The following is a 14,619-nucleotide window of genomic DNA, read 5'->3' as shown; positions in this document are numbered from 1 at the left end:
AATCGATGGGGTAAAACGAAGGCGGCGCGCATCATCGCGGCGCCTCCAGGAACAGGGCCGCCATCGGCGGCAGGGTCAGTTGCAGTGAATGGGACTGGTCGTGGCTGGGCACCTGGGCAGTGTTCACGCCGCCCAGATTGCCCACGCCGCTGCCACCGTAGATGGCGGCATCGCTGTTGAGCAGTTCTCGCCAATGGCCTTCGCGGGGCACGCCGATGCGGTAGCCATGGCGCACTTCGGGTGTGAGGTTGAGCACCACCAGCACCGGATGGTCAGCGTCGTGTCCCTGGCGCAGGAAGGCCATCACGCCGTGCTGTGCGTCGTCGCGGATCAGCCAGCGAAAGCCCTGCTCGCTGAAATCGACCTCGTACAGGGCGGGGTGGCTGCGGTAGACGCGGTTGAGGTCGGCCACCCAGCGCTTGGCGCCGGCATGCAGGGGATCGCCCAGCAAGGCCCAGTCCAGCGTAGCCTCGTGGTTCCACTCGCGCTCCACGCCCCACTCGCCGCCCATGAACAGCAGCTTCTTGCCGGGATGGCCCCACATCAGGCCGTACAGGGTGCGCAGGTTGGCAAATCGCTGCCAGCGGTCACCGAACTGGCGGGCCAGCAGCGAACCCTTGCCATGCACCACCTCGTCGTGCGAGAGGGACAGCACAAAGTTCTCGCTGAAGGCATAGACCAGCCCAAAGCTCAGGTCCTCCAGGTGGAAGCCGCGGAACAGCGGATCGCGCGCGAAGTGGCGCAGCGTGTCGTGCATCCAGCCCAGGTTCCACTTCAAGCCGAAACCCAGGCCGGCCAGCGTGTCGGGCGCGCCCACGGGGCGGCTCACGCCCGGCCAGGCAGTGGACTCCTCGGCGATCATCTGCACATCGGGGTGGTGCGCATACACGGCTGTGTTGAGCCGGCGCAGGAAAGCCACGGCCTCGAGGTTCTCGTGGCCGCCGTGCTTGTTGGGGATCCATTCGCCCGCCTTGCGTGCGTAGTCCAGGTAGAGCATGGAGGCCACGCCGTCCACGCGCAGGCCATCGAAGTGGTAGGTGCCCAGCCAGAACAGCGCGCTGTCGACCAGGAAGTCGGCCACCTCGTGGCGACCATAGTTGAAGATCAGGCTGTTCCACTCAGGGTGGAAGCCCTGGCGTGGGTCGGCGTGTTCGTACAGGTGCGTGCCATCGAAGGTGGCCAGGCCATGGGCATCGTTCGGAAAGTGCGAGGGCACCCAGTCCAGGATCACGCCGATGCCGGCCTGGTGCAGGCGGTCCACGAAGCGCATCAGCTGCTGGGGCGTGCCATAGCGAGAGGTGGCTGCGAAGTAGCCGGTGGTCTGGTAGCCCCAGGAGCCATAGAAGGGATGCTCGGTCAGCGGCATCATCTCCACGTGCGTGAACCCCATCTCGAGCAGGTAGGGGATGAGCTCGTCGGCCAGCTCCTCGTAGCCCAGGAAGCGGCGCCCCTCGCGGCCCGGACGCCAGGAGCCGGGGTGCAGCTCGTAGATGGACATGGGCGCGGACAAGGCGTTGCGGGCCATGCGCTGGGCCATCCAGTCGCCATCACGCCATTCATAGGACAGGTCCCACAGCACCGAGCCGGTGCGGGGTGGCTCTTCGGCGAGGAAGGCATACGGGTCGGCTTTATCGACGGCCGGGCCCTGCTGCGGTTCGATCCGGTATTTGTAGCGCTGGCCATGGTGGGCGCCGGGCACGAAGCCGTCCCACACGCCGGAGTCGTCGCTGAGCGGATGCAGCTTGTGGGCACCACCCTGCCAGCCATTGAAATCACCGATCACGCTGACGGCGCGCGCATTGGGCGCCCAGACGCGAAAACGGGCACCGGCCACGCCGTGGTCCAGCCGCAGGTGTGCGCCCATGGATCGGTGGCCTCGGCCCACCGCACCGAGCGACTCGGCGTGGCTTGCGTTGCCCTGCGATCCCGACCATGCGTCCATCAACATGACGTGCCTCTTTGTGCTTGTTCGCGGCCCAAATCGGATGCCGTCCAGGGACTGTAAGAAGCATGGTGCGTTGCAGCAGTCGTCCAAGGATCAAAGCATCGTCAGGCAAGCGCACGGCATGCGTCAGAGGTGTCCTACGCCGCGGTTGTCAGGCGTTTCATGCGCGCCGTGGCATGGCGCCCTGTAGTGCGATGCCTACATGAAGTTGGGCGTCGGCCGACTGCGGCAAAGGGCCCATGGCAGGGACACTGGCTGCACTGATCGCCTTCAGGGCGGCACCCGCACGACACCCCTACACGCCCGGAGGAGGCCCACGATGAAGCCCTTGCACGACGCTCCCACCCATGCCTTCAACGCCTCCTCGACCTGGATGCCCGCGCTGACCTCCGATGGCCATGGCGACTGTTTCCCGGTCGAAGCCATGGACAGCCGCCGCCGCGCCATGAGCTTCAACGCCATCGACCACATGCGCAGCTCGGCCGCCCGCTCGCTGGGACTGGAGGCCGACGAGATCGGCGCGCTGGAATCGGCACACGGCGACTGGTGAACACAACACACCAACGCCAAGGCGGGGAATCTCCCCGCCTTTTTTCATGAGATGCCGTTCAAGGCATGGCCAGCGTGGCCATGCCCCCCGGCGTCAGGCAGCCTGGATCTCGCCGCGCCTCAGCGCATCGACCAATTCCTTGACCAGCGCCGTCGACGCCGCGTCCGTGCCAGAAACGAACAGCAGCGCAGAGCGCCCTGTCACCTCGTAGACATCGCCGGGCGCGTACTCCGGGATCTCGCGTTCCAGCGGCGCGTTGGTGTCCACGATGCGCGTCCAGCGCGCCACGCCGTGGTGGGCGGGCATGGTCCACAGCACCAAGTCGTGGTGGGCATTGACCACCAGCAGCGTGGTCACGCCATGCTGGCCGGCCGGCTGGCGGCCATCGAGCAGTGCGCGCGCGTCGGCCAGCATGCCGATGCTGCGCATCGCCGGGTCCGACCACTGCGCGGGCTGCAACTCGCGCCCTGCCGCGTCCACCCAGGCCACATCCCGGATGCCGGCGCGCGCAGGGTGGCGTCCCCGTGCATGGCGGTTGGGACGCAGCACGGCCAGGGTATCGCGCAACCAGACCAGCTTGCGCACATAGTCGGTCAGCATCTGCTGGTCTTCGGTGCGCTCCCAGTCGACCCAGGAGATCTCGTTGTCCTGGCAGTAGGCGTTGTTGTTGCCTTGCTGCGTGCGCCCGGCCTCGTCGCCGGCCAGCAGCATGGGCGTGCCGTGGGCCAGCAACAGGGTCAGCAGCAGGTTGCGCTGCTGGCGGGCGCGCAAGGTCAGCACCTCGGCATCGTCGGTGGGGCCTTCGGCGCCGCAGTTCCACGACAGGTTGTTGCTGCTGCCGTCGCGGTTGTTCTCGCCGTTCGCCTCATTGTGGCGGTCGTTGTAGGACACCAGGTCGGCCAGCGTGAAGCCGTCGTGCGCGGTGATGAAGTTAACGCTGGCCCAGGCGCGGCGGCCCCGGTGCCTGAAGCGGTCGGCCGACGCGGTCAGGCGCGAGGCCAGGTGCGGCACCTGTTTCTCGTCGCCACGCCAGAAGCTGCGCAGCTGATCGCGGAAGGCATCGTTCCATTCGGCCCAGCCCGGCGGAAAACCGCCCACCTGGTAGCCGCCCGGGCCGCAGTCCCAGGGCTCGGCGATGAACTTGAGGCGGCCGAGCACCGGGTCCTGCCGCCAGGCCTGGAAGAAGCCGCAGGTCTGGTCGAAGCCCTGGGGCTCGCGGCCCAGCACCGTGGCCAGGTCGAAGCGGAAGCCGTCCACACCCAGGCCGGCCCAGTGGCGCAGGCTGTCCATGATCAGCTGCAACACGCGCGGGTGGTTCGCATTGACCGTGTTGCCCGTGCCGGTGTCGTTGATGTAATTGCGCGGGTGCTGGGGGTCGAGCCGGTAGTACGAGGCGTTGTCGATGCCCTTGAAACTGATGGTGGGGCCCAGGCCATTGCCTTCGGCGGTGTGGTTGTAGACCACGTCGAGCACCACCTCCAGGCCGGCATCGTGCAGGCGGTCGACCATCTCGGCGAAATCGGCCAGCTGGCCATCGACCAGGTAGCGCGGATCGGGCGTGAAGAAGCCGATGGTGTTGTAGCCCCAGAAGTTGGACAGGCCGTGGTCGTGCAGGTGCGGCTCGTCGGCGAAGGCGTGGATGGGCAGCAGCTCCACCGTGCTCACGCCCAGCGACTTGACGTAGGCGATCACCTCAGGGTGGGCCAGGCCCTTGAATCGGCCACGGTGCGCCTCGGGCACGGCCGGATGGCGCTGGGTGAAGCCCTTGGCGTGGGTTTCATAGATGATGGTGCGGTCCCAGGGACGGCGCCATGGCGACGGGCGCGGCGGCTGCAGGCGCGGGTCGTCGGCCACCACGCGGGCCTTGGGCATGGCCGGGGCGCTGTCGATCTCGGAGAAGGACAGGTCCGAATCGGGATGGCCCAGCTGGTAGCCAAACAGGCTCGGACCCCACTGAAGCTGGCCGACCAGCGAACGCGCATACGGGTCCAGCACCAGCTTGTGGTGGTTGAAGCGGTGGCCCTTGTCGGGCTTGTAGGGGCCATGCACGCGGTAGCCATAGACCAGGCCGGCCTTCGCGCCGGGCAGCCGGCCGTGCCAGACCTCGTCGGTCTGCTCGGGCAGGTCGACGCGGTGGATCTCCTTGGTGCCGCTTTCGTCGTAGACACACAGTTCGACGCGCGTGGCGTGGGCAGAGAACAGGGCGAAGTTGACGCCGTCTTCATCGGCGGTGGCGCCCAGGTGCAGGGGGCTGCCGGCCTCCACCGACGGCCAGCGGGAGGAGGATTTTTTCATGGGGTGTGGGGGATGTTCGGCATGACAGCCTAGGGTGCCCCAGCCCCGACACGCAGCCTGTCGGCGGCAGCGGAAACTCGCGTCAGCAGAGGCCGACACGGTGCGTGTCGCCTCCGTCTGGTGCGTTCAGCCCTGGCCGTTCAGGTCCATCACCAGGCAGGTGGTGCTGGCATGCGCGTAGAGCTTGCCGTCGGGCCCGACGAGGCGGCCCTCGGCCGTGGCCGTGCGCCCGCCCACGTGGATGACATGGGCGATGGCACGCACCAGGGGCACCTTGTCGGTCAGGGCGCGCACGTAGTTGATCTTGAGCTCCAGCGTGGTGTAGGTCTTGCCTGCGGGCAAGGAGGTGTGCACCGAGCAGGCCACGGCGGAATCGAGCAGCGTGGCGATCCAGCCGCCATGCACGGTGCCCAGGGGGTTGTAGTGGGCGAACTGCGGCCGGCCCTGGAACGCCACATGGCCCACATCGGCCTCGACCAGGATGAAATCCAGGGTGTCGGAAATGGGCGCGCGGGGCATGTCGCCGGCCAGCATGGCGCGGAAGGCCTCGATGCCCGACCGGTGGATGAACTGTTCTGGGCGGCCCAGCCCGACCTGGTGGTTACGCTCACGGAGCTCGGCATCGCGTGCCTGCCAGGCCTGCAAGGTCTGAGCGGCGGTTTCGGGCGTGAGCAGCGCCTGGACGGCGGCAGGATGGGTCATGCGGATATCCTCGGCACGGCGGGTGCGCGGCCGTGATCAGGGTTCTAAATACTTGCACCCGCAACTATTGTAGATACAATCTTTTAACCATGGCAAGCGACACCGCCTCTTCCAGCCAACCCCGAGGCTGCACCAACCTCAAGCTGCGACAGCTCAGCCGACGCGTGAGCCGCTTGTACGACGAGGCCATGGAGGCGACGGGGCTCAAGGGCACGCAGTATTCGCTGCTCTCGCATGTCATCTTGATGGAGCCCGTGCGCCCGTCGGACCTGGCCGCGCGCATGACCCTGGACGCCTCAACGCTGACACGCAACCTGCAACCGCTGGTGGCTCAAGGATGGGTACTCATCGGCGAGGGCGAGGACGGCCGCAGCCGCCTGGTCACGTCCACGCAGTCGGGGCGGGCCAAGCGCCAGCAAGGCCAGCGGGCGTGGAAGCAGGCACAGTTGTCGATCAACGAACAGCTGGGGGCCGACCGGGTCGCGGCCTTGCATGCACTGCTGGATGAGTGCGCCGAGTTGCTGGACGCCGAGAAGCACGTGATCCGGGCGGATTGACAGGCGAAGCTTGCAGGCGTTTATAAGATGCATATAGAACGCAACTTAATTGATGCCAACCTCAAACCATGCAACTCACCCGCTTCAGCGACCTCGGCCTTCGGGTGTTGATGTACCTGGCACACCATGACCGGGCCGAGCCTGTCACCATCGCCGAGATCGCCACGCAATTCCAGGTGCCTGCCAACCACCTCACCAAGGTGGTCAACAAGCTGGGCCACCTGGGTTGGGTCAGCACTCTGCGTGGTCGCCACGGCGGTCTGCGCCTGGGCTGCGCCGCCACCGACATCCGCATCGGCGAGGTGGTCGAGCGGATGGAAGGCCATGAACAATTGATCGACTGTGCCGGGCTGGCCTGCGTGCTGGCGGGGCGGTGCACATTGCAAGGTGTCCTGAACGCCGCGCTGCGCGCCTTCTACGACGAGCTCAATCGCCACACCTTGGCCGATGTGTGCAGCACGCGCACAGGCGAAGCCATCATCCAGCTGCATCGGCAGTTCGTCAGCCAGCGCGACGCACTGGCCCATCCTTCCCACTGAACTCGCAGTGTCAGTCCGCATCGCATCGGCCTTCCCATAAAGATGCATTTTATATACTCTTTTTCACAGGAGCCCACCATGATCTCGACCGCCGCCCGTCCCTACATCGAAGCCAGCGTGCCCGTGCTGCGTGAACATGGCCTGGCTATCACCACGCGCTTTTACGCGCGCATGTTCGACGCCCATCCCGAGCTGAACAACCTGTTCAACATGGGCAACCAGGCCAGCGGCGCGCAGCAGCAGTCGCTGGCCTCGGCCGTGTTCGCCTATGCGGCCAACATCGACAATGCGGCCGCGCTGACACCGGTGCTGGACCGCATCGTCCACAAGCACGCGGCCGTGGGGCTCAAGCCCTCGCACTACCCCATCGTGGGGCGGCACCTGCTGGCCGCCATCGGCGAGGTGCTGGGTGAGGCCGCCACGCCCGAGCTGATCGCCGCCTGGGCCGAGGCCTACTGGCTGCTGGCCGGCGAGCTGATCGCGGCCGAGGCCCGCCTGTACGAGCGCACCGGCACGCAGCCGGGTGAACTGCAGCCCCTGCGTGTGCAGCGCATAGAGCGCGAAGGCGCGGACACGGTGTCGATCTACCTGCAGACCGCGGACGGCGCCCGCCCGGGCCCCTTCCAGCCCGGCCAGTACGTGAGCGTGGCCATGGAGTGGACCGAGCCAGGCCAGACCACACCGCGACGCCAGCTGCGCCAGTACAGCCTATCGGACGCGCCAGACCAGCCCTGGTGGCGCCTGACGGTCAAGCGCGAGGCAGGCACCCCGGCGGGGCAGGTTTCGAACTGGCTGCACGACCACGTCAAGGCCGGTGATGTGCTGCCCGTGAGCGCCGCCTATGGCGACTTCACCCCGGTGATCCAGGGCGACACACCCCTGGTGCTGCTGTCGGCCGGCGTGGGCATCACGCCCATGGTGTCGGTGCTCAAGGCCGTGGCCGGCCTGAATCCGACGCGGCCGGTGGTGTTTGCCCATGCCGCGCGCAACGCCGAATACCAGGCGCTGCAGGCCGACCTGCGCGAGACCGGCGCGCGGATGCCCGCACTGCGCACCGTGCTCTTTCATGAACAGGGCACCACACCTGGCGTCGACACCGCAGGACAGGCCTCGCCCTATCGGGGCCGCATGACGCTGGAACCGGTGCTGACCGGCGTGGACCTGGGCCAGGCCCAGGTGCTGATGTGCGGCCCGCTGCCCTTCATGCGCGAGCAATGGGCCGGGCTGCTGCAACGCGGTGTGCCGGCCACGCGCATCCACCGCGAGGTGTTCGGACCAGAGCTGCTGGACCACCTGCTGTGAGCGGACCCTGAGGTGTCACGGGCCGGGCCGCTCCCAGTGCGGCCCGGGCCCGGCCGGATGCGGCACGCCCTCCTTGTCGATGCGGGCCACCTCCACGCGCCAGCGGCGCACGCCGTCGCGGCCGGCCTGCAGCCACAACAGCCAACCGGTGTTGTTGTCGACATGGCTGAACCCGTCGAACACGAAGTTGCCCAGGCTGTAGACGATGGGCTTGCCGCGGTAGGTTTCGGTGTCCTGCACCACGTGGGGGTGGGCGCCGATCACCGCGTCGGCACCAGCATCGATCATCTGGCGGGCCAATCTGCGCTGCAACTCGCTGGCCAGCGGTTCATGCTCCTGCCCCCAATGCATGAAGGGAAGGACCAGGTCGGCGCGGTGCACGGTGCGCGCACGGTGGATGTCCTCGATGATGTGCTCGGCGTCCATCCAGGCGACGCCGGGGTGGTCTTCTCCGGCCTCATAGGCGCGCGGGAAGAAGCCGTCGTAGCCCAGCAGTGCGATGCGCAGGCCGCCGCGCTCGACCACCAGCGGCTCGTGTGCCTCGCGCAGCGTATGGCCGCCCCCGAAGTAGGGCACGCCCTGGTCTTTCAGGCGCCGCAGCATCTGCCCGAAGGCCGCACGACCGAAATCGCCCGAGTGGTTGTTGGCCACCGAGACGACATCGACATGCCGCGCCAGCACAGGCAGCACGCGCGGGTGGGCACGGAAGGTCCAGGGCTTGTCCTCGGGCTGGCCGCCCTGGGCGACCACGCATTCCAGGTTCGCGATGCGCAGATCGGCCGCGGCCAGGCGCGAGGCAAAGAGCGCGAAAGGATCGCGCCCGCTGGCGATGACGCGGCCCGGCCCGTCGGCCAGCATCACATCGCCCACGATGGCGATCGAGACGATGGGATCGCTGGATGCCGAACCTGCGCCCATCGCGCGGATGCCAGCGGGCCAGCTCGCCAACCCCACCGGCGCCAGCAGGGCGGCCAGCCGAGCCAGGGCGCTTCGACGCGAACACGCGCTCATGGTGCAGCCTCCTGCCAGGCGCAGCCGTAGACCAGCTCGCGCCCCAGCACGCTGGAGTAGACATGGTTCCAGCCCGTGAGCGCAGGCACCTCGGGTGCTGCGCGCCATGGCGGCTGGTGCGTGGCGAGGTGCAGCAGCACCGGTGCCCCGCGCACGGCCATGTCGTACACATACAGCTTGACGTAGGCCGGCTCACCCGTGGGGCCTGCGCCCACCACGGCCTTGAAGCGGAAACGTCCATCGATGTCGTGGGACGTCACGCCCTGGGGATCCGTGGTGGGAACGGCTTCGAAACGCCGCGTGACGTCCGCCTGTCGCACATCACAGCGCAGCACGGCCTGGGACCAGGCGGGCTCACTGATCGACGCCCCCGACACCAGCCCCATCCCCGCGGCCACCATCTTCCACACCATGCGCTGCTCCCTTGAAAGAGAGCGCAGCCTAGGCAGGGCGCTGCGACCTGTCCATCCCTATGTGCCTTGCACGGCGCTCACCTGCCGCGCCACCGCAACAGGCCGGGCCACGCCGCAGCACACCAGGTCGTAGTCCCCCAGGTTCACGTGCCGGGTCTCCAGCCAGTACTTCCAGGTCGACTTGGGCCAGATCGCAAAGTTGATGCCCTCGGCCGTCTGGTACCAGCTCTTGCAGCCGGTCTGCCACACGGTGCCCTGGAGCGCCTCGGTCACCTCGGCCAGGAAACGCTGCTGCGCTTGTGGCTTGACGTCGATGTAGTCAACCCGCTGGTCCTGCACCAGCTTCACGCACTTGACGATGTACTCGGCCTGCGCCTCGATCATGAAGATGATGGAGTTGTGGCCCAGCCCCGTGTGCGGGCCGACCAGCTGGTACATGTTGGGATAATGAGCCGTGCTGATGCCCAGGTAGCTGGTCGGGCTGGTCTTCCAGTCCTCCTGCAGGCTGTGGCCCTTTCGGCCACGCAGCTCGAAGTTCTTCATGTAGATGCGCGGGTCCACCACAAAGCCGGTGCCCAGGATCACGCAGTCGGCCGGACGCTCCACGCCATCGCGCGTGACGATGCTGTGCTCGCGCAGCTCCTGGATGCCTTCGGTCACCAGCGACACGTTGGGGCGGTTGAAGGTGGGGAACCACTTGTTGGAGATCAGGATGCGCTTGCAGCCCAGGGTGTAGTCGGGCGTGAGCTTCTTGGCCAACGCAGGGTCCTTGACCTGCATGCGCACCAGCTTGCGCAGGCCCATCTCGCCGATCTTGGCCATCCAGGGATTGAAGATGGGCCACACGCGCGATTCGTTGGTCCAGTAGCAGCGCCAACGGTGCAGGGTGCGCGTGATGGGCAGGGCCTCGAACAGCTTCTTGCGCAGCAGGCCGTACTCGCGCTCGTCGCGCGGGATCACCCAGGCGGCCGAGCGCTGGAACACATACAGCTGCTTGGCGAAGGGCGCGATCTCGGGCACGTACTGGATGGCGCTGCCGCCCGTGCCGATGGACACGATGTTCTTGCCGCGCAGGTCGTAGCCGTGGTCCCACTGGGCCGAGTGCATCACCTTGCCCTTGAAGTTCTCCAGGCCCGGGATCTTGGGCATGGCCGGCACGTGCAGGGGCCCCGAGGCCAGCACCCAGTGGTGGGCGATGATGGTGTCGCCGGCCGCGGTCTTGATCGTCCAGCGGCCGGTGCCCTCGTCGAAGACGGCGCTGGTCACCTCCTGGCCGAAGCGGATGTGCGGGCGCAGCTGGTAGCGCTCGGTCACGTCCAGCATGTACTGCTGGATCTCGCTCCACGGCGCGTAGCGCTTGGACCAGTCGCTCTTGGGCGCGAACGAGTAGGAGTACATGTGCGATTGCACGTCGCAGGCCGCGCCCGGGTACTGGTTGTCGCGCCAGGTACCGCCCACCTCGGCCCCCTTCTCCAGGACGACGACATCATGGATGCCGGCCTCTTTCAGCTTGATGGCCATGCACAGACCACCGAAACCGGCGCCCGCAATGGCCACCTCGACATGGCGGACAGAGGTGGCGGCGGCGGCTTCTTTGGGCGGGTTGGTGGTCATGGCGTCCCCTTTCGTATGGGCGGTGGCTTGTGCTGCGAACATGGACTGATGTTGCGCAAACCCGGCCACGCCGACCATGCTAGATTCGACCGCCAAATTGATCTTTTCGGCCAGAAACAGGGTTTCAAGGGTTTGTCCTGCGCCCCCCATTGATCTTTCTCAAATGAGCACGCGATCCATCCTTGGCCTGATCTACATGGTGCAGGGCCTGCAGCAACTGGGCGAAGACCCGGGCCCGGTGCTGCGCAAGCACGGCCTGGATCCCGCCCAGCTCGACCCGGGCACGCGCATCGAGCGCACGCGTGAACTGCGCATCTACGCCGATCTGGCAGATCAGCTGCACGACCCCATGGTCGGCCTGCGCCTGGGGGGCTTCTACGGCCTGGCGGGCTATGGCCCGCTGGTGATGCTGATCATGACCTGCGCCAACGCCTGGGAGGCGTTCCAGATGGGCGTGAAATACCAGCGGCTGACCTACCTGTTCGGCACCCTGCGGCTGGAGCCCGGCGAGCGCCTGAGCGCGCTGGTGCTCTCGCCCATGGCCATGGCGCCCCGTGCCTTGCGGTTCCGGGTGGATGGCGAGGTCTCCGGCACCTACAAGATGGTGCGCGACATGCAGGCCACCATGGGACTGGACATCCACGCCGAGCGCATCGACATGCCCTATCCACGCCCGCCCCAGGCGGCGGAGTACGAAGCCTACTTCAATGCACCGGTGCGCTTCGGTGAGACCGAGGCCCGTTTCTGGCTGCGCAACGAGCACCTGCAGCTGCGCTTTCCCAGTGCCGATCCGGCGGCGCACGCGATGTACCGCAGCCTGTGCGACCAGCAGCTGCAGTCACAACAGGCCGATGAGGCGCACACGGGCATGGCCGATCGGGTGCTGACCCACCTGGGCCTGTTCAATGGCGAGTTTCCGAGTGTGAATGATGTGGCGCGGGCGTTCGACCTGTCAGAGCGCAGCCTGCGCCGGCAGCTGTCGGACGAGGGTAAAAACTTTCGCGACCTGCTGGCCCAGGCGCGTCACGCCAAGGCCCTGCACCTGCTGGACCGCAGCACCTTGCCGGTGGAGGCCATCGCGCAGCAGCTGGGCTATGCCGAATCGGCCGCCTTCATCCGTGCGTTTCAGCGCTGGCAGGGCATGACGCCAGCGCGCTGGCGCCAGCGCACGCCCGCAGAAGGCTGATCAGGCGGGCAGGTCCTGGCGCCCACGCGGCTCGCGCAGCACCTCGCCATTGGCTTGGGCCCGGAACTTCGCCGAAGCCGGGTAGGCACTGCGGCGCACGCGGTTGAGCGCGCCCAGCGGCCGGTGGTCTGCCAAGCCCTGCCAGGGCGAGAAGGCCATGCCCAGGTCCACCTGGGCCACGCGGCCGTTGCTCCAGGTGTTCTGCAGGCCCGCGTCCAGCGTGGCCACCGTCACATAGGGGCTGTCTGCCTCGGACCACGTCACCGAGCCATCCTCGATGGGCATGCTGCTCAGGCTGGTGCACAGCTGCACGCGCAACTCCCACTGCCCGCCGTGGTGCTGGAAATGGTCGATCACGGCATCGCGCAGGGGGTTGGGCGAGCCGCTGGCCTCGAAATAATCCAGCGTCAGGCCCTTGAGCGCCAGCAGGTGCTCGGACACCGGCACCAGGCTGAGCTTGGCCACGTGCCGGCCGTACAGCAACGGCAGCTGGGTGTAGAAGGTCTCGCCGAGGATGTGGGTGTTGGGGTGCCCGCCCAGGGTCTTGATCAAGGAGCTGTGCAGTCCCATGGCCTCCAGCGTCTTCTCGGCGCCCCGCAGGAAGGTGGACAGGCCCTGCTTGAGCGAAGGCACCTTGTCCGTGGTGGCGGCCAGGGCCTTGAGCCCCTGCAGGAAATCCTTCGGCGTGGCCTGGCCGAAGGCGGGGGCGTCCACCATCAGGAAATCCTGTGTGACCTCGCCCTCGCTGCCGGGCAGGCGCTCGCCTTCAACGCCCACCACCTTGAGTGCCACGCCGCGGGGCACCGACACCCGGTCATCCAGCAGGTCGCCCGGGATCGTGGACAGGCGCATCACCACAGGGTAGGTGGCCGGCTTGGCGAACAGGCCCTGCGCCAGCGACGGGGGCAGCCCGTCATGCACGCGCAACTCGCCCAGCACGATCCCGTGGGACTTGGCATGCACGCCGCGCTCGGCCTGGCCCTCATCCTGCAGCACCGTTTCAGCAATGCCGCGCATGGTGCGGCCGATGGCGATGGCCACCTCGGCTTCGTCCTCCTCGACGTGCTCCATGTCAGACCGGAACTCGATGGGCTCCTGCGCCCAGCGGGCCAGGGTGTCCGCGGCAGAAGCGGCGTCGGGGCTGGCGGTGAGGTTCATGGCTTGTCCTTTTTGGGGGCAGGCGTTGAGGTGAGGGTGCCCGAGACACGCCAGATGGCGTCGCCCACGTCGTCGGCCACCAGCAGGGCGCCCTTCTTGTCGAACACCACGCCGACCGGTCGGCCTCGGGCTTCGTCGTCCTGCAGGAAGCCGGTCAGCACATCGATGGGCGGGCCGCTGGGCTTGCCACCGGCAAAGGGCACGAACACCACCTTGTAGCCGCTGCGGGGCTTGCGGTTCCATGAGCCATGCTGGCCGATGAACGCTCCGGCGCGGAAAGAGGCTGGCAGGTTGTTGCCTTCGGCGAAGGTCAGGCCCAGCGAGGCCGTGTGGCCGCCCAACGCATAGTCGGGCACCACGGCCTTGGCCACCAGATCCGGGCGCTGCGGCTTGACGCGTTCATCCACGTGGCCGCCGAAGTAGCTGTAGGGCCAGCCGTAGAAGGCACCGTCCTTCACGGACGTCATGTAGTCCGGCACCAGGTCGTTGCCCAACTCGTCGCGCTCGTTGACCACCGTCCACAGCGCACCGCTGGTGGGCTCCAGGGCCATGCCGACGGGGTTGCGCAGGCCCGTGGCGAACAGGCGCTTGGTCTTCTTCTTCAGATCGACCTCCCAGATGGCGGCGCGGCCCTCTTCGGCCGGGATGCCGTTCTCAGCCACGTTGCTGTTGGAGCCGACCGACGCGTAGAGCTTGCTGCCGTCCTTGCTGGCGATGATGTTCTTGGTCCAGTGGTGGTTGATGGGGCCGCCCGGCAGGTCCACCACCTTGTCGGGCTGCTCGGTGATGCTGGTCTGGCCGGTCTTGTACGGAAAGCGCACGATGGCGTCGGCGTTGGCCACGTACAGGTGGCCGTCCACCAGCGCCATGCCGAAGGGCGAGTTCAGGCCCTTGAGCAACTCGTGCCGGGTCTCGGCCACGCCGTCGCCATCGGCATCACGCAGCAGGGTGATGCGGTTGGGGCTCTCGCCCCCGGCACCAGCGCGTTTCTGCACCAGCTTCATCACCTTGCCCTTGATGCCCTTGTTGTCCTCCGGCTTGGGCGGCGCATTGGTCTCGGCCACCAGCACATCGCCATTGGGCAGCACCAACAGCCAGCGGGGGTGCGCCAGGCCGGTGGCGAAGGCCTGCACCTGCAGACCCGCCGCCGGCGTAGGCTTGACCCCGGCAGGCCAGCCGGTGGCCTTGGCGATGTGCACCGTGGGGATCAGCGATTTTTCAGGGGCGGGCAGCCTGGGATTGGGTCCGTAGCCGGCCTCGCCCATGTCCTTGTCGGCCTTGCCCGCCGGGGCGGAGGCCTGTGAGGCAGCCTTGGCGGCTTCGGTCTTCTGGGCGAAGGCCGGCGAA

13 protein-coding genes are annotated in these 14,619 nt (G+C 67.4%); 5 read left to right on the top strand and 8 right to left on the bottom strand.

Features of this window, described 5'->3' with window-relative positions; genetic code table 11:
* Positions 1-31: 31 nt before the first annotated feature.
* Positions 32-1,948: a 1,4-alpha-glucan branching protein GlgB gene (glgB, locus tag EIP75_RS13085; RefSeq protein WP_125243721.1), complete on the bottom strand. Its 1,917-nt coding sequence runs from the start codon at positions 1,946-1,948 to the stop codon at positions 32-34.
* Between the two features lie 316 nt (positions 1,949-2,264).
* Here glgB and EIP75_RS13080 point away from each other — a divergent pair, with 316 nt between their 5' ends.
* Entirely contained in the window at positions 2,265-2,495 is a 231-nt protein-coding gene (locus EIP75_RS13080) for a hypothetical protein (protein WP_125243720.1), read from the top strand.
* Between the two features lie 93 nt (positions 2,496-2,588).
* Here EIP75_RS13080 and glgX read toward each other — a convergent pair whose 3' ends face one another.
* Positions 2,589-4,790 (bottom strand): glycogen debranching protein GlgX, encoded by a 2,202-nt coding sequence (gene glgX / locus EIP75_RS13075; protein ID WP_125243719.1) that lies wholly within the window; start codon positions 4,788-4,790, stop codon positions 2,589-2,591.
* 126 nt (positions 4,791-4,916) lie between these two features.
* Complete coding sequence (locus EIP75_RS13070) at positions 4,917-5,492, bottom strand: PaaI family thioesterase (protein WP_125243718.1); 576 nt, start codon at positions 5,490-5,492, stop codon at positions 4,917-4,919.
* A gap of 89 nt (positions 5,493-5,581) precedes the next feature.
* Between EIP75_RS13070 and EIP75_RS13065 the strand changes: the two genes are divergently transcribed.
* From EIP75_RS13065 to EIP75_RS13055, 3 genes are all read left to right on the top strand, one after another.
* A complete protein-coding gene (locus EIP75_RS13065) occupies positions 5,582-6,049 on the top strand; it encodes a MarR family winged helix-turn-helix transcriptional regulator (RefSeq protein WP_125243717.1) in 468 nt (155 codons plus the stop codon).
* Positions 6,050-6,117: 68 nt separating this feature from the next.
* Complete coding sequence (locus EIP75_RS13060; protein ID WP_125243716.1) at positions 6,118-6,588, top strand: RrF2 family transcriptional regulator; 471 nt, start codon at positions 6,118-6,120, stop codon at positions 6,586-6,588.
* Positions 6,589-6,666: 78 nt separating this feature from the next.
* Positions 6,667-7,890 carry a globin domain-containing protein gene (locus tag EIP75_RS13055; RefSeq protein ID WP_125243715.1) on the top strand — a complete coding sequence of 408 codons (1,224 nt, stop codon included), beginning with the start codon at positions 6,667-6,669 and terminating at the stop codon, positions 7,888-7,890.
* A gap of 15 nt (positions 7,891-7,905) precedes the next feature.
* Here EIP75_RS13055 and EIP75_RS13050 read toward each other — a convergent pair whose 3' ends face one another.
* From EIP75_RS13050 to EIP75_RS13040, 3 genes are read right to left on the bottom strand one after another with little or no spacing between them, the layout of a single operon-like run.
* On the bottom strand, positions 7,906-8,901 hold the full coding sequence (locus EIP75_RS13050) for a CapA family protein (RefSeq protein WP_233584849.1): 996 nt from the start codon (positions 8,899-8,901) through the stop codon (positions 7,906-7,908).
* A complete protein-coding gene (locus EIP75_RS13045) occupies positions 8,898-9,314 on the bottom strand; it encodes a hypothetical protein (protein ID WP_233584848.1) in 417 nt (138 codons plus the stop codon). The genes EIP75_RS13050 and EIP75_RS13045 overlap by 4 nt, the downstream gene beginning before the upstream one ends.
* 57 nt (positions 9,315-9,371) lie before the next feature.
* The gene (locus tag EIP75_RS13040) at positions 9,372-10,928 is read right to left on the bottom strand and encodes a flavin-containing monooxygenase (protein ID WP_125243714.1); all 1,557 of its coding nucleotides are present in this window, start codon (positions 10,926-10,928) and stop codon (positions 9,372-9,374) included.
* Positions 10,929-11,091: 163 nt separating this feature from the next.
* Between EIP75_RS13040 and EIP75_RS13035 the strand changes: the two genes are divergently transcribed.
* Positions 11,092-12,114 (top strand): AraC family transcriptional regulator, encoded by a 1,023-nt coding sequence (locus tag EIP75_RS13035; protein WP_158622839.1) that lies wholly within the window; start codon positions 11,092-11,094, stop codon positions 12,112-12,114.
* Here the strand turns inward: EIP75_RS13035 and EIP75_RS13030 are convergent, their stop codons facing one another.
* Complete coding sequence (locus EIP75_RS13030; RefSeq protein WP_233584847.1) at positions 12,115-13,272, bottom strand: catalase family protein; 1,158 nt, start codon at positions 13,270-13,272, stop codon at positions 12,115-12,117. It abuts the gene before it with no gap.
* On the bottom strand, positions 13,269-14,537 hold the full coding sequence (locus EIP75_RS13025) for a PQQ-dependent sugar dehydrogenase (protein WP_125243819.1): 1,269 nt from the start codon (positions 14,535-14,537) through the stop codon (positions 13,269-13,271). The genes EIP75_RS13030 and EIP75_RS13025 overlap by 4 nt, the downstream gene beginning before the upstream one ends.
* Positions 14,538-14,619 lie beyond the last annotated feature (82 nt).

Source organism: Aquabacterium soli (assembly GCF_003933735.1).
GTDB lineage: Bacteria > Pseudomonadota > Gammaproteobacteria > Burkholderiales > Burkholderiaceae_C > Aquabacterium > Aquabacterium soli.
This window is presented reverse-complemented; position numbering and strand designations above follow the sequence as displayed.